The following is a 24,178-nucleotide window of genomic DNA, read 5'->3' on the forward strand; positions in this document are numbered from 1 at the left end:
CTGCCGCCAACCAGCTTGGCGGCAGTTGCGCATTCCCACCTCACTTGCAGTCCTAATCCTGGCCGGGGCTACTATGTTCGGCGGCGAACTTCGCCCAACGCTCTGCGGCCGCGGCGTCAGCCTTCACACCTCCGCCACCCTTCAGGATCATCGATGCATTGGTCGCGGCCAGGACGTGTCCGCCTTCGGCTGCCTTCACCCACCACTTGGCTGCTTCGGGTAAGTTCTGCTGGACTCCTTTTCCGACGGCGAACATCATGCCCAGGGCGGCCTGTGCGGGGACATAACCTTGGTCCGCGGCCTGCTGGGTCAGTTGAAAGGCCTGCACTGGATCTTTGGGTATGGGCTTCCCAGTTGCCAGATTCTCGCCGAGCAGTGCCGATCCCCCCTGGCAATAGAGATCAACCGCTTCCTTCTGGCCGCGATTGCCAGGGAGGGCCGCCGTCTGGTGGGTGGAGCCCCAGCCGCAGACTTCGTAATCTTTCTGATAGCCAGCTGCCTTGGTCTTTACCTTTTCGATCCACGCCGTCCACCCACCTTCCGGAATCTTCCGTTCGGGCCGTCCGAGGTCACCGCGGAATTCGCGATCCCGTAGCGGGGCTAGCGTGTTATTGGCGATGGTGCGTAGTTCTTCGTCCTGATCTTCGAGCAAGGTGATCATCGCCTGGAACAAAGCCGGGTCCTGACGGACACCATGCTTCTGTAGGCGAATCGCTTCGACGATTCCATCCGCGGCGGCAACGCGATCGCTGCGGTCGACGGCCTTCTGGATTCCTGTCGCCAGACGAATGAGGGCCTGCTGCGCTTCTTGCGAGCGCCAATTGGCCTGGAGTGCGAGCGCCCGTGCGGCAATGCGCCGGACGATTGGCGCCTCATCGGTGAGCCGCTGCCCCAAGGCTGCCATCGTTGCCTCATCAAAGGTGCCATGGATGCAAGTTTGTGCGGCGGCGGCCCGGATCGCGGGGTCTGTTGAGCGCAGTAACTGTTGCACCACGCTTCCTGCCGCCGGACCACCGACCAGGGCGAGCTTTGGGAAATAGCCATCCGCCTTGGCCGCTGCTGCCGTATAGAGGGCTGGCTTCAGGAGTTTCTGCTCTTCGGCAGAGAGCGGCAGATTCTTGTTGCGGAGCCGGGAGGCCCAGGCCAGGGCATCGTCATTGCTTGCCGGGTGATAGGTGCGGGCTCCCAGATCCTCAAACTCGCGGAAAATCACGTGGTAGCCTTTTGCGCTGACGCGGCTGTAGGCGTCCCGGACATTGGTCAGATGATAGGACAGATCGCGCAGGCCCAGCACCATGTAAATCTCGGGAGCGCTCTTTTCGGCATCGAGCGCAGTCTTCAGCTCAGAGGGCATTGTCCACCAGCCCCAGCTATAACTGATACTGGCTGTGATCAGGTCCGGATGGCGCATCACCAGTTCTCCGGAGATCTTGCCACCCTCGCCTTTGCCGTACATGTAGATGCGGCGCGGATTGATCGGGTAGGTCTTTTGGGCCCAGGCGATCAACTTTCCGATTGGTTCATAGTCGACCGGTCCAAACTTGTGGCCCTGTGGCCCACCGGCAAGAAGTACAAACTGGTCGCTGATTCCAAGGCGCTTGAGCGCTTCTCTTACGGGATAGATCTCGTCGCCCACCGGGCGGTCATGCTCAGGGAAGCAGAGGATCAATCCCAGTTGCTTGGCAGGATCGGTGGTGTGCGCCGGGGCTAAGACTGGCGGCGCTTCCACAACATACTGGATGATCGTCTTTCCCTGTTCATCTTTCAATGAAGACTCAGTGCTGAGGAGTGAACTGGCAGACAGGAGGAAGAAAAGCGCGATTTTATACATGGTTCGGACATGGCAACTATATCAAGGCTTCGTGAAGATGAAGAGGGTTTCACTTGGAAGTCGTACTGTAAGGCCTGTACAATCCTTACAGAGAAAGCTCAGGAAATGCCCAAGCCCACCAAACCTGTTGTCCGCCTGGATTCGCCTGCCGGAATCAAGAAAGCAAAGAAGAAAACAAGTGCCGCTCCAGACCCTATCATCAAGCTGGCCATCCGTTTGAATGAAGGCGTCAATGAGGCACTGCGTTCTCTGATTCGCTATCGAGGCGATCTTTCCGTGATGGCGATTGAGTCACTCGAATCTGTAGACCTGGCGACGGTCGCCTTAGTCAGTGTGGACGAGAAAATGGTGCGGGATACGACAATCTCCCTGCCTCGGCCCCTCCATAAGAAGCTCAAGAAGATTGCTGAAGATCGCGGTTCCTCTATGAATATCTTGGTGAATACCGGACTTGCCTATTGGCTGGCCCAGAAGGGCGCTATCACCTTACGCTAAGCGCCTTCGGTTTCTGCAGGAGCAGTGTAAAGAGTCCCGCGGTGATGAGCGAGCCTCCCAGAAACAGGAAGCCGGGGAGGAAGCTGGCGCTGCTATCGCGGAGCGAGCCCACAAGGTAGGGGCCGGCCAGTCCTCCAAGATTCGCGGCGCCATTGATCAGGCCGAGGCTCAACCCGGCGCTGTGCTTGGGTACGATTTCCGTCATCAAGGCCCACATCGGGCCAATCGCCGCATAGATGCCCGCTGCGGTCAGACAGATGAGCAGAAGTCCCAGAACAGGAAGCTGTACACTTGCGAGAAATCCCAGAATCAGAAAGATCCCCGCAGCCATGCAAGGCATCGCCACATGCCAACGTCTTTCATTCTTCCGGTCGGAACGTCGCGAATTGTAGATGCTGCCTGCGACGGCAAAGACATAAGGGAAGCCAGAGAGCAGGCCGATGAGCAGATTGTTCTGCAGTCCGAGCGAACGGATGGTTGAGGGCAGCCACATTAACATGCCATAGGCTCCACAGGCAAAGGCAAGATCGAGAATGACAAGCAGCCACACTTCGCGGTAGCGCAAGAAATCCCAACGGCTGCCGGCATTTGCGTTGGCAATCACTTGGGGCGCCACGCTTTTCTCGGTCGCCCATTTGGCCTGTTCTGGCCGATCCTCCACCGCCCACCACCAGACGGCAGCAAAGAAGAGCGGCAGAATGCCTTGGACAATAAACATCACGCGCCAGTTGTAGTGATCGATCAGATACCCCGACAGCGGGCTCGAGAGAATTACGGCTATGGGCTGGCAGACGACCCAGAAGCCGTTGGCCCGTGCGCGCTCCTGCGGGGCAAACCAGTTGGAGAGCAGCACAACCGTTGCGGGCCATACTCCTCCCTCGCCCACGCCGAGGAGAAAGCGGCACACGAGCAGTTGCTCATAGGACTGGGCGAAGCCACAGAGTGTCGCAAAAACGCCCCAGACCAGCAGCGCCCAGAAAATAAAACGCTTAGCGCTCCACGCCTGCGCCAGATAGCCTCCCGGCATCTGGAAGAGCACATAGCCAATGAAGAAGATCCCGGCGGCCATCCCGGTCATGCTGGAATCGAGACCAAACTCCTTCTGCAGCGAAGGCATGGCGATCGAGAAATTCGTCCGGTCGATGTACGCGATGGTGTACATCAGGAACGCTGCGGGAATGATCCGGTTCCAACGATTCATGAACGGGTTATTTGTGGGGCGGGTGGCTGGCCACCGAGGCGAGGCCAGTCATCGCAAAGCTGCTCAGAGTCTGGCGCACGATACTTGAGAATTCCGGCTCTTCCAGACGCCGTAGCGCGTTCACAATGCTGCGATGCTCGTAGGCGATCGCCTGGCTGACGGTCACGTCGCTGGCCATCAGGACGAAGGCAAACAACGGTGGCACCAGATTCTCAAGACTCTTAACGAGAAAGCGGTTGTTCGAAAGCTGCCAGCAATAACGATGGAACTCCAGGTCTAACTCGTAGAAGCGTCGCACTTCCTTGTCGGCTGCCGCAGCAGCCATTCCCTCGATCAATCGCTCTAATGCGCCGAGGTCTTTCTCGGTGACGCGTAGCTTGGCCCACTTCAGCGCCAGATGTTCAAACTCAACGCGCAACTGATACAGCTCGCGCACTTCATCGACCGTATAGCTGTTCACGTAAGTGGCTGTGTTGGCGACTCTGCGCACAAAGCCCTGTTCGTTGAGTGTCACCAAGGCTTCACGAACTGCTGGGGTGCCGATCTTCATCTGTTGTGACAGATGCCGTTCGACGATGGGTTCTCCAGGGCGCAGTTTCCCAGAGAAGATTGCCTCTTTCAGGCAGGTGATCACCTTGTCGCGGAGAGATACGCCCCCCACTTCCGGAAAGACAAATGTTGGTTCAGACACGGGAGTAAATTCGATCATCGCACTCTCCCGTCAAGCACTTTCTACAATGGCGACGATTTCCCCGACAGGGACCGTCTCCCCTTCTGCGCAGAGGATCCGCAACAGGCGGCCAGCCACTTCAGCCTGGTACTCAAAGCTCACTTTCTCTGAATCGAGCTCCACGAGCGGCGTGCCGATTTGGATCGGATCTCCTGCCTTCACCAGCCATTTGGAGAGGAGCGCTTCGGTGGTATCCATTCCCAACTTAGGGACGCGAATCGGGACTTCAGGCATTAGAACTTCTCCGAAACTGCAAGCTCGCGCTGACAGACAATCGAGCGGATGGCCGCCTCTAACTGCTCCACTTTGGGCAGTACGTATTTATCGATCGCGATGCTGAATGGCACGGGCACATCCGCACGCGTGATGCGCAGGATCGGCGCACGAAGATGGGCGAAGAGGCTCTCCGCTGCAAACGCCGCAATCTCCGCGGCCATCCCGCAACTGCGATTGGAATCATCAAAGACCACCAAGCGTCCGGTGCGGATTACTGATGCGGCCAGACTGGCATGGTCGAAGGGCAATAGCGAGCGAGGGTCAAACACTTCGACCGAAATACCTTCGCCTTGCAATCGTTTTGCGAGCTTGAGTGCATCGGGAACCAGAGGACCAATCGCCACCACCGTGACGTCGCTGCCCGCGTGCTTCACGTCGGCTTTGCCCAATGGGATATAGACTTCCTCTTCGGGTACCGGGCCTCTTACATTCATGGATGCAGCCGGAGCAAAGATCACCACCGGATCGTCTTCGCGAATTGCGGCGGTGAACAAGCCTTTGGCATCCAGCGGACAGGACGGAATCACGACTTTCAATCCGGCCTGCACCAGCATGGGATAGAGATGGTCAGAATGCTGACCCGCCAAGCCCGCGCGCGCTCCCGAACCCGGGACGAGATAGGTTACTGGAATGCGCCCTTGGCCGCCCATCATGTAGCGCAGCTTCTGGGCCTGGTCGACAATCTGGTCAAAGCAGACATAGAGGAGCGTGCCAATCTGAAACTCCACCACCGGCCGCAATCCGGAGATCGCCGCACCCGTTGCCATACCGACAAAGCCTTGTTCGGAGATCGGCGTATCCCAGACGCGATCTTCTCCAAATTCTTCGAGGCAACCCTTGCTGATGCCCCGGAGGGAATGCCGTACGTCTTCGCCGAGAAAGATCACATTCGGATCACGGCGCATCTCCTGCATCAGTGCTTGGCGCAATGCCTGCAGGCAATTTAGTTGCTGTTCCATGCTACCCCTCGCGCTGGCAAACCCGGATAGGTCGTGACATACATGTCGGTCAACGCCTCCTCGGCTTCGGGCCATGCGCTTTGTTGTCCAAATTCCACGGCTTCTTCGAGAAGCGCTTCAATCTCGACATGAATGGCTTCCCGGGCTGTTGCGCTCAGGATGCTCTGCTCTTCGAGTGCGCTCCCCCAGGTGATGACAGGATCTTTCGCCCGCCAATACTCCATTTCTTCCGTGCTGCGATAGCTGAGCGACAGCGCCCGCTCTGCCGTGAAGTGGCCCTGGAACCGGTAGGCCATGCATTCGATCAGCGTGGGGCCCTCCCCCGCGCGGGCTCTTTCGACGGCTTCTCGCACCGCTTCGTAGACTTGATCGACACGCATGCCGTCGACGCGAATTCCTGGGAATCCGTAGGCGGCGGCGCGCTCGCTGATTCCAGGCCCGGCGATTGAATAACTGGCGGGCGTGGTGACCGCATACTGGTTGTTTTCGCAGATGAAGAGGAGGGGCAGCTTCCAGATTTTTGCGAGGTTCATCGTCTCATGGACGACACCCTGGTTGGCTCCTCCGTCACCGAAGAATGTGGCGGCAACGACGCCGCTCTTTTGGATTCTTGCGGCCCAGGCCGCACCGGCTGCAATGGGAACTCCTGCCGCTACGATACCGTTGGCGCCATAGATTCCAAGCGCAAGATCGGCAATGTGCATCGAGCCACCCTTGCCCCGGTTGTATCCGGTGACCCGGCCAAACAACTCCGCGATCATGCGCTTCACATCGCCGCCCTTGGCGATGATGTGGCCATGGCCGCGATGCGTGCTGGAGATGACGTCATTCCTGCGCAATGCACTGCAAACTCCAACGGCAATGGCTTCTTCGCCAATATACTCGTGCGTCACTCCGGCGATGGCGTTCGCATTCACCAAGTCAATCACACGCTCTTCAAAGCGTCGAATCAGCCGCATCTTGCGGTACATTTCAATCGCCATTTCTGGCGTCAGTGGGGATAGGGGAGAAGGAGGGTTCGTATCGATACTCATGCGCTTAACTCATGACAATTCCGCCACAGGCATTGAGGGTCTGGCCGGTGATGTAGGAGGCTGCGTCGCTCACCAGAAACAAGGCTGTGGCGGCAATCTCCGACGGGTTTGCAGGACGTCCGAACAGTGTAGAAGCCGAAGAAGGTTGGGCGGACGGCGAGATTTCGCCTTCGCGGGCCTTCCAGGTTTGCTGCAACTGATGCAGCATGCCGGTGTCCATCATCCCGGGGGCAATGGCATTCACCCGGATGCCGCGGCTGGCCAGTTCTACGGCTGCCGAGCGTGTGATCGAGATCACTGCGGACTTACTGGCTGCGTAATGAAGCAACGTGGGACGGCCCACCCGCCCTGCGACGGAGGCGATGTTCAGAATCGCGCCGCCGGACGGCATCTGCCGCGCCGCTGCCTGCAGCGCAAAGAACAAACCCTTCACATTGACACTGAGGACATCGTCCCAGTCCGCCTCGGTCAGCTCCCACATCGATTTCGAGTGGCACACGGCCGCGTTGTTGATCAGGATATCGATCCGTCCAAACTTGTTTGCGATGGCATCGATCGCCGTTTGGATCTCCGCGGGCTGGCTCATGTCGACCACTGCGTGATACGGCTGGCCGAATTGAGTGGCTGCCTCTGCCAGACTGCTGGCATTCTTGTCCAGCAGGGCCAGGGTGCTTCCGGCAGCGGCGAAGTCGCGCGCGAGCGCACGGCCCAGGCCTCCTGCTCCACCTGTGATGATGACTACTTTGCCGTTTAGTGTCTGCATGGTTCTGTCTGTATCAAGTTCCGTTCCCGCACCGCATCCACGGCGTTTTGTGCTCCCGCGCGCATCAGAAAGCCCAATGATTCTTCGCTGCAGGCCGCAGAGTGCGGCGACAGGATCACATTGGGGAGATGAAAGAGCGGATGGTCGGCTGCCTCGGGAAGAGGACCGAACATATCGAGCCCTTCATAGACATCAATTGCCGCCCCGGCAATCTTCTGCTGCTCGAGTGCGGCTACCAGGGCCGCCTCATCCACCACCGCGCCGCGTGCCGTATTGATGAAGATCGCATCCGGCCGCATCGACTCAAACTGCGCCTGCCCCATCAGATGGCGCGTGGCCGGGAGCAACGGAACATGCAGGGACACGAAGTGGCTGCTGGACAGAAGCTCCTGCAACGACATGGGCTGTACTCCAATCTCTTGCGCCACCTCGAGGTTCAACTGCGGATCGTAAGCGGCGATACGGAGCCCAAAAGGGCGGGCTCGCTTGGCGACTTCTTGGGAGATTCTTCCAAAGCCGATGAGTCCGAGCTGACGCCCCTCGATGCGGTGGGTTCGTTCTTCGATTCTGGCGAGCCAGCGTCCCTGCCGGGTGGCGCGGTCCATGGTGAGGAGCTTGCGGGCTGAGGCGAGCAACAGGGCCATCGTGTGATCAGCCACCTCAGAAAGGCAAAACTCCGGAATATTGGTGATGCGGATGCCCCGCCGTGCCGCGGCAGCCGCGTCGATGTTGTCCGTGCCGCTTCCGAAGCGAGAGATCACCTGCAAGTTGGGTAGATGATCTATCATATTTTCATTAATTTTTGCCGAAACAATGCACAGTGCCACCGCGTGGGCGTGTTTCTGGAACAACGCCAGGTCTGGGGCCTCTGCTTCCACCAGCGAAAAGCCTGCGGATTGGTAGACTTCCCGTTCCTCGGGTGTGAGCGGAAAAGTGGTTGCATTCAGGCGGATTGCGCAATTCAGAAGCGACATGATAGATCGAAGAATACACGGTATCAGTGCGCATCTGTCGTGTCAACTCCATTATTTATTGAGATCTTTGTGTGAATCGTCTTGCAGAAGGCAATGCACTATGATAGGTTTTCACCGTTCCCTTGAGCATGGTCTCAAGATCCGGTGCCCGGTGGCGCCAATCAGAAGGAGTGTGGGATGCGTACTGTTCGCGATGCAGGTAAGAGGATGGCTGTGGGCCTACTGGTTCTCGCTGGGTTGGTGTGGGACCCGGCTCTGCTGCCGGGACAGCAGAATGCAGCGACGATTGTGGGCTCGGTATCCGATGCGTCGGGTGCCGCCATTGCCGGCGCCAAGTTGACGGCGCTCGATGAGGCGACAGGCTTCGCGCGCTCTGCCGAATCCGATGCCAATGGCTCTTTTGTCATCCCGCTCATTCCGATTGGGACTTATCGAATCAATGCAGAAGCGCCTGGCTTCAAAGTTTTCTCCCGCAAGGGCGTGGAACTCCAGCTCAACCAGAGCGCACGCATCAACATCGAGATGCAAGTGGGAAGCGTGGCGGAGAGCATCGAGGTGGGCGATCAGGCTCCGCTTGTCGACACCGCCTCCTCTGCGGGAGGCGAAGTGGTGGATCGCAAACGCATTGCGGAACTGCCGCTGAATGGACGAAACCCACTCCAGCTTGCGACTTTATTGCCGGGCGTTACCGTCTCCAGCAACCCCGTCGCACTCACCGGAGGCAATCGCAATGGGAACTCCGTTAGTGTGAACGGGTCGCGCACGAATGAGACGGACTATCAGTTGGACGGAATGCGTTTTGCTGGGGGCTATACCAATAGCGGTCTCAACTACCCATCGCCCGATGCCCTCCAGGAATTCAAGCTGATCACCAATTCCTACAGCGCCGAGTATGGCTTCTATGCCGGGTCGATCTTTACAGCCGTCACGCGTTCGGGCACCAATCAGATTCATGGCTCAGCCTGGGAGTTCTTCCGGAACGATAAGCTGAACGCCCGGAACTTCTTTTCGGCTACGGTGCCGATCCTGCGGCAGAATCAGTTCGGTGCCAGTATCGGCTTCCCGATCCTGAAAAATAAGCTCTTTGGCTTTGCTTCCTACCAGGGGCTGCGAATCCGAGGCACCTCGATTGCTTCGTCGTTCCCGCTGACTGCGGCAGAACGGCAAGGCATATTCTCGAGTACCATCCGCGATCCGCGGACCAACCTGCCTTTCCCGAACAATACGATTCCGGCAGATCGCATCAACCCTGTGACGGCCCGTTTGCTGAAAGACATCATTCCCGTTGCTCCTGGATCAGAGTCGGGCCAGTTGGTCACCTCTGGTTCCAACCCGATCGATGGCAACCACTATCTCGGCAAGCTGGACTATCTGATCAGCAGCAAAGACACACTGAGCCTCAGCTACTTCTTTGACAAGACCTCTTTCAAAACTCCATTTGCCAGCGGTCCCTATCCGGTCTACGGCCAGCGCGAAGAAGACCAGGTGATCCCCGTCGCCTCGATGAACTACACGCGTACCTTCACGCCCACGCTCTTGAATCAATTGCGAGTGGGCATCAGTGGCCAGGAAGAGAATCGCCGCTGCAGTTCCGGGCTGACGCCCCGTGCTCTTGGCATGAATATCGATCTCGAAGGTCCTCCCGAGCCGCCCAGCATCAGCGTCACCGGACGCTTCAACATCGGCGGCGGTGGACTCTGCCTCTGGGTGGAAGGCACCAACAACTATCAGTTTGCCGACTCGCTCACCTGGATCAAAGGCCGTCATCAGATCAAGGCTGGTTTCGATCTCTACCGCCGCAAGTTCAAGTTGATCACTGCTGCGGGGGACCCCGGTAATTTCGGCTTTGATGGTTCGGCAACAGGCAACGCGGCTGCGGACTTCCTGCTTGGCGAACTGGTCACCGCCTCGCGCCGACCGCTGATCGATCTCGCCATGCGCTCGATCAATAGCTCCTTCTTTGTCCAGGACGACTTCAAAGTCTCCCGCCGCCTGACCTTGAATCTCGGCCTGCGCTACGAGTTGCTCGGACCCTTCGATGAGACGCGAGGTGTCGAGCGTTCCACCGTCAAGATCCCGCAGAACGCCACTTTCCGGCAAGGCGTGCAATCGACGGTGATTCCGTCTGCGCCTCCCGGATTGCTCTTTACGGGCGATAAGGCTCCGGACTTCCCGGACGGCTTGCCCAGCACGATGGTGCGCATGGATCACAAGCAGATCCAGCCGCGTATTGGCATGGCCTACGATCTTACCGGCGATGGTCTCACCAGCCTGCGTGCGAGCTATGGACTCTATAGCAACGCTCACTTTGGGGACATGGGAGCCCAGAGTTTTCAGAACCAGCCCTTCCTGCTCGGGCAGACGCTGTTCCGCCCCGCGGGGGCCTGAGTGATCCCTGGCAGGGCTTGGAAAATCCCTTTCCCCGTTCGCTCGATCTCACGACGAATCCGAACAAGAAGCTCTTCTTCCTGCCTTCAGAGGTCTTTGGCTGGGACCGCGATTTTGTCATGCCGCGCGTGCAGGCGCTTTCTGCCGGGGTGCAGCGGGACTTGTTGAAGAGGATTGCACTAGACCTCAGTTATGTGGGCAAGCTCAGCAGACACTTGCAGGATACGGTGAACATCAATCAGGCCCGTTACATCCCTGGCGTCGATGCTTCCGGACAGCCGCTCTCGACGCTGGCTAACACTGATTCGCGCCGCATCACCGTGCCCAACATTTATCAGAAGATCAATATGATCCAGTCGGGCGGCAACGCGTCCTATCATTCTTTCCAGACCAGTGCGAAGTACCGTACAGATCGCTTGACGCTTTTAGCGGCCTATACCTGGTCAAAGAGCATCGATACGGGCCAGTCCACCAGTGTGCAATCTGTGAATCATCAGGACAACCTGAATCTGAATGGAGATCGCGGCCTTTCCGATTTCCACCGGGCTCATGTGGCACGCTTCTCATGGGTTTATCTCCTTCCGAACTTTTCTTCTCTCGGGTTCCTGAATCAGGCGGTTGGTGGCTGGGAAATCTCGGGCATTACCTCTTTGGTTTCTGGCGCTCCTTATACGATCCTCACGGGCCGCGATAACTCCCTCACTTCCACCACGAATCGGGCCGATCAGGTGGGGAATCCGGAGATCTCTGGCAGCCGCAGCCGTGGCGAAATGATCATGCAGTACTTCAACAAAGCAGCCTTTGCTCCCAATGGTACTGGCGTCTTTGGCAATGTCGGACGCAATTCGATGATCGGACCTCGATCCACCAATACGGATCTGGCCTTCATCAAAAATGTCCGATTCACAGACCGCTTTGGGATGCAGATCCGTGGCGAACTGTATAACGCTTTCAATCAGGTGAACTTTGGGAATCCGGTCAACACCGTGACCGCCTCCACCTTTGGACGCCTCAGCTCGGCGGCATCGCCCCGGGTGGTTCAGTTTGGTCTGAAGCTGAACTATTAATTGATCTGAGATGCCCATGGCCGGCTCAATCCTCTCTACCGATTGATAGGATTGAGTCGGCAGACTGGCCTCCGAGAGAAGTTTTATGATCCGAATTTCCAAGATTGCAATCCGTAGTAAGTTCAACCCCCTCTCGATCCTTCTGTGCGCCGGGCTGTGTTGCTACGGACAACAGAAGACCGTGCCTCGCTTCGAGACGGATGTGCTGCCGATTCTGCAATCGAAGTGTCTGGCCTGTCATAACGCGAAGATGAAGCAGGCCGAGCTCTCTTTGGAAACTCGCGATGATCTTCTGACTGGTGGCAAGACCGGTGCCGCGGTTGTTCCAGGGAAGGCTGTCGATAGTCTTCTGCTTGCGATGGTAGGAAGCGGCAAGATGCCCATGGGAGGAAAGCCGCTGCCTCCGGAAGAAGCTGCTGCCATCCGCAATTGGATCGATAGCGGAGCGCTAAAACAAGGAGAAGAAATCCTCACTCGTCCCGTCCCTGCGCGGGATGTTTTTGCGTCCATTCTCGGAGCGAAATGTTTTGTCTGCCATGGGCGCCGGGAGCAACAGGGAGGGCTCGATCTGCGGACCCGCGAAAGCATGCTGAAGGGTGGAAAATCAGGCCCGGCTCTCGTGCCTGGAGATCCAGAGAAAAGCCTGATCGTGCAGCGCATTGCAAAGCAACAGATGCCGCCTCCTCACTTGCAGGAGCAGTTTTCCGTTCGCGGTGTCGACTCTGGGGAGTTGGAGAAACTCACCCAATGGATCAAACAAGGCGCACGCGCGGAAACCGAGAAGGCCATGCACGTTGATCCCGACCATGACCCGATGGTGAAGGATCAGGATCGTAAGTTCTGGTCTTTCCAACAACCCCAACGGCCCCGTGTTCCTGCCGTTGCAGGTCAAGTGCGAACGCCGATTGATGCTTTTCTCCTGGAGCGCTTGGCTGCCAAGAAACTCGGCTTCGGCGCAGAAGCCAAGGAGCTTTCGTTACTGCGGCGCGCCTATTTCGATCTCATCGGGTTGCCTCCCTCACCGGCGCAGATTCAGTCCTATCTGGCCGATTCTGGGCAAGACAAATATGAGCGCTTGATCGATCGCCTGCTTGCCTCGCCGCGCTACGGCGAGCGTTGGGCTCGCTATTGGCTGGATGCCGTAGGTTACGCCGATAGTGAAGGCGGTGTGTCGACCGATGCGGTCCGGCCAAACGCATGGCGCTATCGCGACTATGTCATTCGTGCTCTCAATGCGGACAAGCCCTATAGCCAATTTCTGCAGGAGCAACTGGCCGGGGACGAAATGTTCGATTGGAAGGCCGCCAAGACCTACACGCCCGACCAAGTGGAGAAGATGGAGGCTGTCGGCTTCTTCCGTCTTGCTCCCGATGCCACTTATAGTACGGAGCAGAATTTTCTTCCAGAACGCTTCGATGCGATTGCCGCAGAAGTTGAGATTCTCGGTTCTTCGGTGATGGGGCTCTCGCTCGGTTGCGCGCGTTGCCACGATCACAAGTACGATCCCATTCCGCAGCGCGACTACTATCGCGTGAGTGCGGTGTTCCAGACGGCGCTCGATCCCTATGACTGGTTGATTCCCTCCATCGAGTGCGTTGGTGTCGGCTCGAAGTGCGAGGAGAAGAATCTTCGCTTCATCCCCGATCCTGATCCGAAGGTGGTGAGTGCTACCGAGGCCCACAATCTTCCCTTGCGCCAACAGATCGCTGATCTGGAGTTGAAGATCGAGACTGCGGCCAAGCCTTATCGCGAGAAAGCGAAGGCAGACGCGTCCATTGACGATCTGTTGAAAGATTCTGAAGCGTTCAAGAAAGAAGTTGCTGATCTGCGCAAGCTGGTGCAGCAGACAAAGGCAAAGCTGCTGGCGACGCCGGGGTTCCGCTCCCTCTTCGACATGGGAGGCGAACCAACACCAGTAAGGATTCTGTTGCGCGGCGAGGTTACCAATCCAGGACCGCTGGTCGAGCCTGGCCCCTTGTCCGTTCTCTCGAAGGGCTTGCCTCCTTATGAACCGGTCAAGCTGAACTACCAGTCCGGCACGAGCGGCAGACGCCTGGCCTTTGCAAAATGGATCACTCATGAAAAACACCCGCTGACGGCCCGTGTGATGATGAATCGCGTCTGGCAGCATCACTTCGGTACTGGCATCGTGAAGAGCGCCGGCAACTTCGGAAAGATGGGCACTCCGCCCACCCACCCGGAACTTCTCGATTGGCTCTCCACGGAGTTCGTTGAATCGGGCTGGAGCCTCAAGAAAATGCACCGCCTGATCATGACTTCGGCGGTCTACCGGCAGAGCTCAGAGATCAGCCCTGAAGCCTTGGCGCAGGATCCATCGAATGAATTGCTTTCCCGCTTCCCACTCCGGCGGCTGGATGCGGAAGCAGTTCGCGATGCCATTCTGCAAAGCGCTGGCCGTCTGGACCCCGAGGCCTTTGGCCCACCGGGAGTGATCGAGGTCAAGCCGGATGGTGCAGTGCTCGCGAAAGCAGGCAAGCTTGGTTATCGACGCAGTATCTATCTTTTGCAGCGCCGCTCCACTCCCGTGACGATGCTCGATGCCTTCGACTTACCTTTCCTCAGCCCGAACTGCGTGAAGCGTGGGGAATCGATTGTCAGCTCGCAGGCCTTGCAGTTGATGAATGGCGATCAGATTCGCGAGACGGCGCGCTATTTGGCGGGGCGCATCATAGATGCGGTGGGGAACGATCCACGGAAACAGATTGATCAGCTGTATTTAGCGACACTCACTCGCCCAGCCCGTCCGGCAGAAGTGACAGCCGCAGAGAAAGTGCTTGCCGCGATGAAGCAACACTGGACCCAGTTCTATGAGGCGACGCCTCCATCGGAACCCATTGCAGGGAAGGCCGGGCATATGGCTCTGGCGAGCCTCTGCCATACCTTATTCAACTCTGCAGAGTTCTTGTACATCGATTAGAGGTGCCTATGCGAAGACCCAAAACCCGGCGCGATTTCTTCTCTCACATCTCGGATGGTGTTCATGGCGCGGCCCTGGCTTATTTGTTGGGCAGGGACCTCCATGCGGCCGAAGGGCAGCAGCCCGTCATCTACGACCTCAAACCGAAGCCGCCCCAGCACCCGGCCAAGGCGAAGTCTGTCATTCAGCTTTTCATGAATGGTGGACCGAGCCAGATGGATCTTCTCGATCCCAAGCCCCTGCTCGAGAAGTATGCCGGGCAACCGCCCAGCCGGGATCTTGCCAGCCAGATTCGCCAGGTGCGCGATGCAGGCGGCATCATGCCGTCTCCCTACAAGTTCAAGAAGTATGGCCAATCGGGAATCGAGGTTTCGGAACTGCTTCCATATCTGGCCAAGCAGGTGGACGACATTGCTGTCATCCGCTCGATGCACACGACGCATATCGCGCATGACTTTGCGCTGTTCATCATGCACACTGGCCGCATGTTGCCGGGCCGCCCAACTCTCGGTGCTTGGGCTGTCTACGGGCTGGGTTCTGAGAATCAGAATCTTCCCGCTTATGTCGTTCTCGATGACCCGAAAGGGCTTCCGGTCAACGACATTCAGAACTGGCAGGCCGGCTATCTGCCCGGTGTCTATCAGGGCACTCGTGTGCGTTCCGAAGGAATGCCGCTGTTGAATCTGCAACCGGAAGAAGAGTATCCGGCCGCGGTGAAGGATCTGGGGCGTTCGCTGCTGCACGACATGGATGTCGAACATCGGAAAAGCCGTCCCTATCAGCCGAATCTCGACGCGCGGCTGTCCACTTATGAACTGGCTGCCCGGATGCAGTTGGAGGCGACCGATGCGCTCGACATTGCAAAGGAGAGCGATGCAACGAAGGAAGCTTATGGCCTGAATGACGAAGCCACTCTTTCTTACGGCAAGCGTTGCCTGATGGCCCGGCGGCTCGTGGAGCGTGGCGTGCGCATGGTGCAAGTCTTTACTGAAGGCAATGTGTGGGATCACCACACGGATCTGCGCAAGGGCCTGCCTTATTGCTGCAAGAAAACAGACAAGCCGATTGGCGCTCTTCTAGCCGACCTGAAGCAGCGCGGTTTGCTGGATAGCACCTTAGTGGTTTGGGGCGGGGAATTTGGCCGTTTGCCGATCGCGCAATCGCCTGGGCCCACCGCCGGCCGCGATCACAATCCTTCCGGATTCACGTCCTGGATGGCGGGAGGAGGAGTCAAAGGCGGCGTCGTCTATGGCGAGACGGATGATATCGGCTACAAGGCCGTACTCGACCCGGTCAGTGTCCATGACTTCAATGCCACCATCCTCCACTTGCTTGGGATGGATCATCGCAAGCTGGTTTTCCATCGGGAAGGCCGCGGCGAACGGATTACCGACGAGTTTCCCGTAAGCATTCTGCGCAAGATTTTTGCCTAGCTGCCAATGATAGAGCATTGGAGGCTGCCGATTCTTGCTGGAAATTTCAATACTAGGCCTAAAATGATGGATTATTGCTCGCTTCTGCTCTTGGTAAATGATAGATTATGGCTGTGCTTCGGATCTTTCCAGTTCCGCTCTTCTTTGTCCTGTGTACGGTTCGCATGGCGAGCGGCCAATCCGCGGACGAACTGAAATTCTTCGAGACGAAAGTCCGTCCGTTGCTGGCCACACAGTGCCAGGGCTGCCACAGCTCGAAGTCGAAGATGGCCTTTGGCGGGCTGCGGATCGATCAGAAGGCTTCCTTCTTTCAGGGCGGACAGTCCGGTGCGCTTGTGGTGCCCGGAAAGCCGGACGAGAGCCTGCTGCTGAAGGTTGTCGGCTACTCCTCGGAACTGAAGATGCCGCCCACCGGCAAGCTGAAAGCCGAGCAGATCGACGTGCTGCGCGAATGGATCCAGATGGGGGCTCCGTGGCCGGAGGAGGCTGCCCCGGTCGTGGATGCGAGTGTTGCGATCCAGGCAAAAACAAAGGCGGCGGCGCTCCAGCACTGGGCATGGAAGCCTGTTGCCAAGGTGACGCCACCGAAGACGAAGGCGACAGACTGGTCAGCTCAGGCGATTGATCAATTCATCCTGGCGAAGCTCGAAGAGAAGAAGCTGAAGCCTTCGCCCGATGCCGACAGACAAACTCTCTTACGCCGCGTCTACTTTGACTTGGCCGGTTTGCCACCTACCCCAAAGGAAGTGAATGCTTTTGTCGCCGACAAGAGCCCCAAGGCGCTCGAAACCATTGTCGATCGATTGCTCGCTGCGCCCAGCTTTGGCGAACGGTGGGGGCGTCATTGGCTCGACCTCAGTTACTTCGCCGACAATCTCGAGATCGGGCGTAAGATCCCTGCCAAGGACGCCTGGCGCTATCGCGATTACGTGATCCGTTCGCTGAATGCGGACAAGCCCTTTACCACCTTCATCAAGGAACAACTTGCGGGCGACCTGCTTCCTGCGGAAAGCGACGCACAACGCCGGGAGCAGGTGATCGCCACGGGCTTTCTCGCGCTCGGTCCTTGGACTCTTGTGGCGGCTGATAAAGAACAGCTCCGGATGGATGTTGTCGATATGCAGGTGGACCTGATCGGCAAAGCGTTCCTTGGCCTCACCGTGGGCTGCGCCCGCTGCCATGACCATAAGTTTGATCCGATCTCGCACAAAGACTACTACGCGATGGCGGGCATTCTCGGTGCTACTGAAACGCTTCATGGCCGCATCGATGGCATCTTCAGTGATGTCAATCGGATTCAGTTGCCTGAGAGCGTGGAAGAACTGCGCATGCGTGCCGGAGAGACGGAAAAGTTTCATGCCCGCATGGCCACGCTGAAGCCGCGATTGAAGGCGCTTGAAGCGGAGAAGGAGAAATTGAAGAAGGCTCAGCCTCAGGGCGACGCCACTCCGAAGCCCGATGATCCACTCGTTCTTCTTGAGAAGCAGATCGCGAAGCTCAGCAAAGAGATCGCGCTGCTCGAATACAACCGCCCTCTGCCTCCTGAAGCTTTTGCTGTCCGTGACGTAGACGCCCCGGTCAATGCGCACATCAACATTCGTGGCAATCCGCATATGCTGGGCGAAGAGGTGCCGCGTAGCTTTCTTCAGGTGGCCATGTGGGACAAGCCTCCGGTGCTCGCCTATCGTGCGAGCGGACGCCTCGAACTTGCCGAATGGATTGCCAATGAAAAGAATCCGCTCACGGCGCGCGTTGCCGCGAATCGTGTCTGGCAGCATCTCTTCGGTGCTGGCCTTGTTCGGAGTGTCGACAATTTTGGGCTCCGCGGGGAACTGCCGACCCATCCGGAACTGCTGGACTATCTCGCCACCCGTTACGTCGAAGCTGGCTGGTCTTTGAAGAAGGTAGTGCGGGAGGTGATTCTGTCCCGCGCGTATCGCCAGTCCAGCGCACACAACGCAGAGGCCTATCAGGTGGACCCGGAGAACCTTCTACGTTGGCGGATGAACCGGCGCCGGATGGAGGGCGAAATCATTCGAGATTCCATTTTGAGTCTGACCAGGACACTCGAGAACGGTGAGGGCGGCCCTACGCTTCCTCTCGACATCGCAGACAACCTGAACCTTGGGAAGCCGGTCGAGTTCCGCGATGAAGCGAAGCTGCCGGATCATTTGTTACGGCTGCGTACGGTCTATCTCCCAGTGCTGCGCAAAAGCCAGCACCGCAGTGTCGACATCCTGAATCTCTTTGACTTCCCGGACGTGAACCAGGTCAACGGGGCGCGTAGCGTCACGACGGTTCCGACACAGGCCCTATATCTAATGAACTCGCCTTTCTATCAGGAGCAGTCCAAACTTCTGGCGGCGAGAGCCATCGAGTTTGCAGGGACAACAGGCGCCCGCATCGACTGGCTGACCGAACAAGTGTTAGGCCGGAGTGCCCGGCCTGACGACCAGACGCGTGGCAACGACTTCATCTCAAAGTTCAGTGCTGCTTTGGTGCAGTCTGGCAAGACCGCACCCGAGGCAAATATCGAGGCCTGGACGCGCTATTGCCACGCTCTATTGGCTAGTAACGAGTTTCTATACATCCGCTAAGGAGATCCGATCGATGAGCCATCACCCGAATCTTTTCGCCCGTTCCCGCCGGGACTTTCTGCGACGCTCTGGCTGTGGTTTCGGGTCGCTGGCGCTGTCCGCGCTCTGCTCGGCGAACACAGCGACGAAGGTGAGTCCGCTGGCTCCGAAGGCTCCTCACCATGCCGCGCGTGCCAAGCGTGTGATCTTCCTTTGGATGCAGGGTGGGCCTTCGCACATGGACCTCTTTGACTACAAACCGCGCCTCGTCAAGGAGGGCGGCAACAAGTTCCCCATCGCATTGCCAAAGAACTATGAAGCGCCGGGCATTGGCCGCAATCTGTTGATGAGTCCCATCTCCACCTTTAGCCGCCAAGGCAAGGCGGAACTGTTGATGTCAGACCTTCTGCCACATCTCGGAAAGATGTCGCAGGAGCTTTGTATTCTGAACGGGATGCAGGCCGATTCTGAAGCCCATGCGCCCGCCGTGCGGCAACTCCATACGGGCCATACGGTCATGGTGCGTCCTTCGATCGGTTCCTGGGTCACTTATGGCTTAGGCACTGAGAATCAGAATCTGCCCGGCTTTGTCACGGTTTGTCCGCAAGTGAGCGGCGACGGCGGCACGACGCAACTCTTCAGCAACGCCTTTCTCCCGGCGATCTATCAGGGCACGCCGATTGGCGAAGCGGGCAATGCGAAAGAAGCGCAGATCCGCTATCTACAGGACAAAGCCATCACTGCGAAGATGCAGCGCAGCCAGGTGGATCTCATCCAGTCCATGAACCAGCGCTACCTGCAGGATCTCGAGACCGACCAGAACATGGAAGGGATGATCGAATCCTTCGAGATTGCTTTCCGCATGCAGGCAGAAGCTCCGTCTTTGCTCGATCTGAGTCAAGAAAGCGCGGCGACTCTTGCACTCTACGGCGTAGGAGAGAAGGACACCGATAATTTCGGACGGCAGTGCTTGCTGGCCCGGCGCATGGTGGAAGCTGGGGTTCGCTTTGTCCAGATTACCGATGGCGGCTGGGACCATCACGGCCAGATCCGTAAGGGACTGCCGCAGCGCTGCAAAGCAATCGATCGGCCGATTGCCGGTTTGCTGGCTGACCTCCGTGCCCGCGGTCTGCTCGACGACACGCTACTGATCTGGTCGGGAGAATTTGGCCGCACGCCCTTTGAGCAGGATCTATCAGAAGGGAAGGCTCCTGCTTCTGAGCGAGGGCGCGAACACAACCCCAAAGGCTTCACCGCCTGGATGGCGGGCGCCGGAATTCGCGGCGGCATCACGCATGGAATGACGGACGAGTATGGATGGGAAGCCGTGGAGGGCAAGACCCACATCCACGATCTGCACGCGACAGTTCTGCACTTGCTCGGCATCGATCATGAACGGCTGACTTATCGCTACATGGGCCGTGACTTCCGCCTGACGGACGTCTTCGGGAACGTGGTCAAAGACATTCTCTCCTAAGGACTCGAACGATTCCTCATGCCTTCTTTCTTTCCCCGGGCTCTCCTCCTCCTGGCGTGCAGTGTCCTGCTCTGCGGCCAGGTGCAGCGTGTTCAGATTCCGATGCGCGATGGCGTACAGTTGGTGGCCGATGTCTACGGCGCCAGTGCTGGGGAACGCAAACCAGTGCTGTTGCAACGCACTCCTTACAACCGGAAAGGCGCGGCTGCTACCGCGCAACGCTACGCGGCGGCTGGCTACGTTGTCGTTGTGCAGGACACGCGCGGACGTTCTGATTCCGAAGGTGTCTTCTTCCCTTACAACAATGAAGGGCAAGACGGCTTTGACACCACGGACTGGATTCTGCGGCAGTCCTGGGCGAACGGCCGCATTGGCATGTGGGGCGCTTCCTATGTCGGAGCAGTCCAGTATCAGGCAGCAGCTGAGGATGCGCCGGGTCTTGCCGTCCTTGCGCCCACCGCCACTTGGACCAGCTTCTACAACAACATTTACACCGGTGGCGTCTCGCGTCTCGCGCTCATCGCAACGGCTGCGGCCGGACTCTACCCGCCTCCTGCCGGAGTGAGCGCACCAGTCGATTGGTACAAGACTCTCCATGCCTTACCTCTCGCAGATCTCGACCTTGCGATCGGCTGGCGCATTCCCTGGTTGCAGGGCATCCTGGCCCATCCCCGTCCAGATGGTTTCTGGACCCGCTTGAACCTGATCGAGAAGACGAAGAAGCTTTCGATTCCCGCCCAGCACGTCGTGGGTTATTACGACTTCTTCAATCGCGAAACCGTGGCGAACTTCCAGCGTCTGAGCCAGACGGAAGCGCCGCAGCAATTGATTCTTGGCCCTTGGGATCACGGCACCATTGGCAAGCGAAAGCTGGGGGAGGTCGATTTTGGCGCCGCGGCAGAACTGAATCTGATGGACGAGAATCTGCGCTGGTTCAATCGCTTTCTGAAAGAATCGGCACCCACTTCATTCCCCGCGGTTCGCTACTTCTCCATGGGGGACAATCGTTGGCACACTGCCGCGAAGTGGCCGCCGGAGACCGCACAGACGACTGCCTTCTATCTCCATTCCGGTGGAAAAGCGAACACTCGCAATGGCGATGGCCGGCTCGACCGCAAAGCGCCACAAACGAACGAAGCCGCCGATACCTTTCATTCCGATCCTGTCCATCCGGTGCCTGCCTGGCCTCCGGCCATCGTACAGGCGAAGTTCACTGGCTTCTGGGGGCCTGTCGATCAGGGGCCCAATGAAGATCTGAAGGATGTGCTCGTCTACGACTCCGGCCGCCTCACCGCGCCGCTGCGGATTGCAGGTCCTGTGGAGGCGGAGCTATGGGTAAGCCAGGATACGCCCGATGCGGACTGGGTCGTGAAACTGATTGATGTCTGGCCTAATGGCTTTGCGCAGAATCTTGCTGTCGGTGTGCAACGGATCAGTATGTTGCCGAAGGCGCCTCCCAAGCCCGGCTTGCCTAATCTCGTCCGGGTGGATGTGGGGCATGTGGCTGCCCAATTGGAGCCAGGACATTCGTTGCGGGTTGAGATCACGGGTGCCTATTTCCCGCTCTTTGACCGCAATACGAATACCGGAAAGGGTCCCTACGACGCGACCATGCGAGTGGCGGAACAGAAACTCTTCCATAGCCGCAACCGGGCCTCAAAGCTCAGCTTGTTCGTCCTCCCCGCGCAGTAGGCCTTTTCGATTCTTATGCTAAGTTAACAAGACAGTGTGTTGTGTGAAAGACACTTCGCGTTGCTTGTTGCTTCTATGAATCGCTTGATCCTTCTGTTCCTGATTTCCCTTTTTGCTTTTGCCCAGCAGTCTGACCTCCTCGTCGACTGGCTGTCCACGCTCCAATCCCTTCAGTCCCGTGCCAAGAGCGGTTCGCCCGCAGACTTGTCGAAGCTGATCTCTGAACTGAAAACGCTCACTGGGGAAATTTCTGCCCAGGATGCGGTGCTGGCCAAAGGATTGGCGCCGCTGCCTTCTACTGCCTCTAGCCAGCAAGAGTTGCTGGCCTATGTTTCAGATCTGCGCAGGCAGATTGAAGACCAACTCCGCGCCCGGCCGGGCAGCGCCTTCCAGTTGGGCCGCGTCGAGGTGAACGTGTCCGCTGACGCCGTACAGGTTGCCACCGCCACCACCCTCGACGAATCGGAGTTTCGCGAACGCAATGCCCGCGTCGTGCCGGACGCGCTGAATCTCATTCCAGGTGTCAGCATCCAGCGCATTGGACCGCGCAACGAGCGCGGCGTCTTCATTCGTGGCTTCGATGTGCGGCAGGTTCCGGTCTACATGGACGGGATCCCGGTCTATGTCCCCTACGACGGCTATGTCGATCTCGATCGCTTTCTCACCTATGACGTCAGCGAGATCCAGGTGGCTAAGGGCTTCACCTCGCCGCTCTATGGGCCGAATGCGATCGGCGGCGCTGTCAACTTGATTTCAAAGGAGCCCACCAAGGGGCTGAATCTGGATCTCGGCAGCGGCTACGCCTCTGGAGATCAGGTTCATGGCTTCCTGAATGCGGGAACGCGTTGGAAGAAGTTCTGGTTGCAAGGCGGCTTCGCCTGGCTGAGCAGCGATACCTATCCTCTTTCTGGAAACTTCAAGCCCGTTCCTTTGCAGCCAGCAGGAGACAGGCTGAATGCTTACCAGACCGACTACAAAGGCCGTGTCCGCGTTGCCTGGACTCCGAAGCAAGGCGATCAGTACACCTTCACCTACGCCAATCAGAAAGGCGAAAAAGGAAACCCGACCTACGCTGGAACAGATCCCACCGTTCGTCCACGTTACTGGCAGTGGCCGGAGTGGAACAAGGAAAGTTTCTACTTCATCGGCAACAAGAGCCTGGGCGAATCGAGCTATGTCCGCGCGCGTCTCTACTACGACAAGTTCAACAATCTGATTAAGGCCTACGACAACAATCAGTACAACTCGCAGACTCTGCCCTCTGCCTTCACCAGCCCCTACGACGATGACACCTATGGCAGCATTCTCGAACTTGGCACTCGAGCGCTCAAGCGTCACTCGATCAAGACCTCCTTTTACTTCAAGGACGACAATCATCGGGAAGGCAACGTGGGGGAACCCGTGCGTTCCTTCCGCGATCAGTCGCTCTCCTTTGGCTTTGAAGACACAATTCAATTGGGCCGCCGTACCTCCGCGATTGTTGGCTTCAGTGCGGATCGGATTAATGTCCTGAATGCGCAGAACTTCACCGGCGGGCAAGTATTGCCCTTCGCGAAGAACGATCTCTGGGCCTACAACCCGCAGGCCGGTATCTTCCACGGCATTGGGAACTCCGGAAAAGTCCATCTGAGTTTCGCTCGCAAGACGCGTCTGCCCACCATCAAGGACCGTTACTCCTATCGCATGGGGCAGGCGATTCCGAATCCGGATCTCCGGGAGGAACGCTCTGACAATCTCGAGGTCGGGTACTCGCACCTGCTGGGCCGCAAGACTCTGGTTGAGGGTGCTCTGTTCCGCAGCGGTGTCTCCAACTCCACCCAGCGCTACTTTGTGCAACCAAACGTCTTCCAACTCCGGAACCTCGGCGAAGCTCGCTACCTGGGCGGCGAATTCAGCGTTCGCTCAAACCCCCTCTCGTCGCTCCAGTTGACTTCAAACTACACCTATCTCAGCCGTCGCAACCAGTCGAATCCCTCGGTGATCATGATCGATACGCCACGGCACAAAATCTATTCCTCCGCCACCTATCGCCTCTATGGCCGGGTGAGCCTGCTCGCGGACCTGCGCTATGAAGGCGGACGTTGGAATCAGAATGATGGGGGGCGCTACCTGCGCGCTTCGAACTTCACAACCGTCGGACTCGGTGCTACCGCTCAACTCTACAAACAAGTTGAGATGCAAGCGGGCGTCGGCAACCTTTTCGATCGCAACTACTGGTTGGTCGACGGCTACCCCGAATCAGGACGAAACGTCTACATCAACCTGCGCTATCGCTTCTAACCCTTCCTCCTCACCCTCTGCGCCGGACTTCCCCAGTCCGGCGCAATCACTAAATTAACTTTCT

17 protein-coding genes are annotated in these 24,178 nt (G+C 58.0%); 9 read left to right on the forward strand and 8 right to left on the reverse strand.

The genetic code is table 11. The features are described from left to right. Positions 1-52: 52 nt before the first annotated feature. Positions 53-1,831: an SEL1-like repeat protein gene (locus M017_RS27680; RefSeq protein WP_031498251.1), complete on the reverse strand. Its 1,779-nt coding sequence runs from the start codon at positions 1,829-1,831 to the stop codon at positions 53-55. 105 nt (positions 1,832-1,936) lie between these two features. Here M017_RS27680 and M017_RS0112295 point away from each other — a divergent pair, with 105 nt between their 5' ends. Next, positions 1,937-2,326 carry a hypothetical protein gene (locus M017_RS0112295; RefSeq protein ID WP_031498253.1) on the forward strand — a complete coding sequence of 130 codons (390 nt, stop codon included), beginning with the start codon at positions 1,937-1,939 and terminating at the stop codon, positions 2,324-2,326. Here the strand turns inward: M017_RS0112295 and M017_RS0112300 are convergent. From M017_RS0112300 to M017_RS26610, 7 genes are read right to left on the reverse strand one after another with little or no spacing between them, the layout of a single operon-like run. Beyond that, complete coding sequence (locus M017_RS0112300) at positions 2,313-3,527, reverse strand: MFS transporter (RefSeq protein WP_031498255.1); 1,215 nt, start codon at positions 3,525-3,527, stop codon at positions 2,313-2,315. The genes M017_RS0112295 and M017_RS0112300 overlap by 14 nt on opposite strands. A gap of 7 nt (positions 3,528-3,534) precedes the next feature. Then, entirely contained in the window at positions 3,535-4,218 is a 684-nt protein-coding gene (locus tag M017_RS0112305; protein WP_162179907.1) for a GntR family transcriptional regulator, read from the reverse strand. Between the two features lie 30 nt (positions 4,219-4,248). Next, positions 4,249-4,491 carry a lipoyl domain-containing protein gene (locus M017_RS0112310; RefSeq protein ID WP_031498259.1) on the reverse strand — a complete coding sequence of 81 codons (243 nt, stop codon included), beginning with the start codon at positions 4,489-4,491 and terminating at the stop codon, positions 4,249-4,251. Then, positions 4,491-5,492: an alpha-ketoacid dehydrogenase subunit beta gene (locus tag M017_RS0112315; protein ID WP_031498261.1), complete on the reverse strand. Its 1,002-nt coding sequence runs from the start codon at positions 5,490-5,492 to the stop codon at positions 4,491-4,493. Before M017_RS0112315 ends, M017_RS0112310 begins: the two co-directional genes overlap by 1 nt. Further along, entirely contained in the window at positions 5,477-6,526 is a 1,050-nt protein-coding gene (locus M017_RS0112320; RefSeq protein ID WP_202901648.1) for a thiamine pyrophosphate-dependent dehydrogenase E1 component subunit alpha, read from the reverse strand. The genes M017_RS0112315 and M017_RS0112320 overlap by 16 nt, the downstream gene beginning before the upstream one ends. 4 nt (positions 6,527-6,530) lie before the next feature. Then, positions 6,531-7,289, reverse strand: coding sequence for an SDR family NAD(P)-dependent oxidoreductase (locus M017_RS0112325; protein WP_031498264.1), 759 nt, complete (start codon positions 7,287-7,289; stop codon positions 6,531-6,533). After that, positions 7,277-8,263, reverse strand: a complete 987-nt coding sequence (locus tag M017_RS26610) for a C-terminal binding protein (RefSeq protein ID WP_051669962.1) — start codon at positions 8,261-8,263, stop codon at positions 7,277-7,279. Before M017_RS26610 ends, M017_RS0112325 begins: the two co-directional genes overlap by 13 nt. Before the next feature lie 177 nt (positions 8,264-8,440). Between M017_RS26610 and M017_RS0112335 the strand changes: the two genes are divergently transcribed. From M017_RS0112335 to M017_RS0112370, 8 genes are all read left to right on the forward strand, one after another. Further along, complete coding sequence (locus tag M017_RS0112335) at positions 8,441-10,651, forward strand: TonB-dependent receptor (RefSeq protein WP_080507693.1); 2,211 nt, start codon at positions 8,441-8,443, stop codon at positions 10,649-10,651. Then, positions 10,648-11,718, forward strand: coding sequence for an outer membrane beta-barrel protein (locus M017_RS0112340; protein WP_474939339.1), 1,071 nt, complete (start codon positions 10,648-10,650; stop codon positions 11,716-11,718). The genes M017_RS0112335 and M017_RS0112340 overlap by 4 nt, the downstream gene beginning before the upstream one ends. Positions 11,719-11,803: 85 nt before the next feature. Beyond that, positions 11,804-14,656, forward strand: a complete 2,853-nt coding sequence (locus M017_RS0112345) for a PSD1 and planctomycete cytochrome C domain-containing protein (RefSeq protein ID WP_051669964.1) — start codon at positions 11,804-11,806, stop codon at positions 14,654-14,656. Between the two features lie 8 nt (positions 14,657-14,664). Further along, positions 14,665-16,089 carry a DUF1501 domain-containing protein gene (locus tag M017_RS0112350; protein WP_031498274.1) on the forward strand — a complete coding sequence of 475 codons (1,425 nt, stop codon included), beginning with the start codon at positions 14,665-14,667 and terminating at the stop codon, positions 16,087-16,089. Between the two features lie 113 nt (positions 16,090-16,202). Next, a complete protein-coding gene (locus M017_RS0112355) occupies positions 16,203-18,686 on the forward strand; it encodes a PSD1 and planctomycete cytochrome C domain-containing protein (RefSeq protein ID WP_162179908.1) in 2,484 nt (827 codons plus the stop codon). A 13-nt stretch (positions 18,687-18,699) separates the two neighbouring features. Beyond that, complete coding sequence (locus M017_RS0112360) at positions 18,700-20,142, forward strand: DUF1501 domain-containing protein (RefSeq protein WP_031498277.1); 1,443 nt, start codon at positions 18,700-18,702, stop codon at positions 20,140-20,142. 18 nt (positions 20,143-20,160) lie between these two features. Then, positions 20,161-21,834: a CocE/NonD family hydrolase gene (locus M017_RS0112365; RefSeq protein ID WP_051669966.1), complete on the forward strand. Its 1,674-nt coding sequence runs from the start codon at positions 20,161-20,163 to the stop codon at positions 21,832-21,834. 75 nt (positions 21,835-21,909) lie between these two features. Beyond that, positions 21,910-24,114 carry a TonB-dependent receptor plug domain-containing protein gene (locus M017_RS0112370; protein WP_051669968.1) on the forward strand — a complete coding sequence of 735 codons (2,205 nt, stop codon included), beginning with the start codon at positions 21,910-21,912 and terminating at the stop codon, positions 24,112-24,114. The last annotated feature ends 64 nt before the right edge of the window (positions 24,115-24,178 follow it).

The sequence above is a fragment of the Bryobacter aggregatus MPL3 genome, from assembly GCF_000702445.1.
Lineage (GTDB): Bacteria > Acidobacteriota > Terriglobia > Bryobacterales > Bryobacteraceae > Bryobacter > Bryobacter aggregatus.

Bases quoted from the DNA above. Each gene is read 5' to 3' on its own strand.
- M017_RS27680 (WP_031498251.1), bottom strand. From the start codon at position 1,831: ATGTATAAAATCGCGCTTTTCTTCCTCCTGTCTGCCAGTTCACTCCTC.
- M017_RS0112295 (WP_031498253.1), top strand. From the start codon at position 1,937: ATGCCCAAGCCCACCAAACCTGTTGTCCGCCTGGATTCGCCTGCCGGA.
- M017_RS0112300 (WP_031498255.1), bottom strand. From the start codon at position 3,527: ATGAATCGTTGGAACCGGATCATTCCCGCAGCGTTCCTGATGTACACC.
- M017_RS0112310 (WP_031498259.1), bottom strand. From the start codon at position 4,491: ATGCCTGAAGTCCCGATTCGCGTCCCTAAGTTGGGAATGGATACCACC.
- M017_RS0112315 (WP_031498261.1), bottom strand. From the start codon at position 5,492: ATGGAACAGCAACTAAATTGCCTGCAGGCATTGCGCCAAGCACTGATG.
- M017_RS0112320 (WP_202901648.1), bottom strand. From the start codon at position 6,526: ATGAGTATCGATACGAACCCTCCTTCTCCCCTATCCCCACTGACGCCA.
- M017_RS0112325 (WP_031498264.1), bottom strand. From the start codon at position 7,289: ATGCAGACACTAAACGGCAAAGTAGTCATCATCACAGGTGGAGCAGGA.
- M017_RS26610 (WP_051669962.1), bottom strand. From the start codon at position 8,263: ATGTCGCTTCTGAATTGCGCAATCCGCCTGAATGCAACCACTTTTCCG.
- M017_RS0112335 (WP_080507693.1), top strand. From the start codon at position 8,441: ATGCGTACTGTTCGCGATGCAGGTAAGAGGATGGCTGTGGGCCTACTG.
- M017_RS0112345 (WP_051669964.1), top strand. From the start codon at position 11,804: ATGATCCGAATTTCCAAGATTGCAATCCGTAGTAAGTTCAACCCCCTC.
- M017_RS0112350 (WP_031498274.1), top strand. From the start codon at position 14,665: ATGCGAAGACCCAAAACCCGGCGCGATTTCTTCTCTCACATCTCGGAT.
- M017_RS0112360 (WP_031498277.1), top strand. From the start codon at position 18,700: ATGAGCCATCACCCGAATCTTTTCGCCCGTTCCCGCCGGGACTTTCTG.
- M017_RS0112365 (WP_051669966.1), top strand. From the start codon at position 20,161: ATGCCTTCTTTCTTTCCCCGGGCTCTCCTCCTCCTGGCGTGCAGTGTC.
- M017_RS0112370 (WP_051669968.1), top strand. From the start codon at position 21,910: ATGAATCGCTTGATCCTTCTGTTCCTGATTTCCCTTTTTGCTTTTGCC.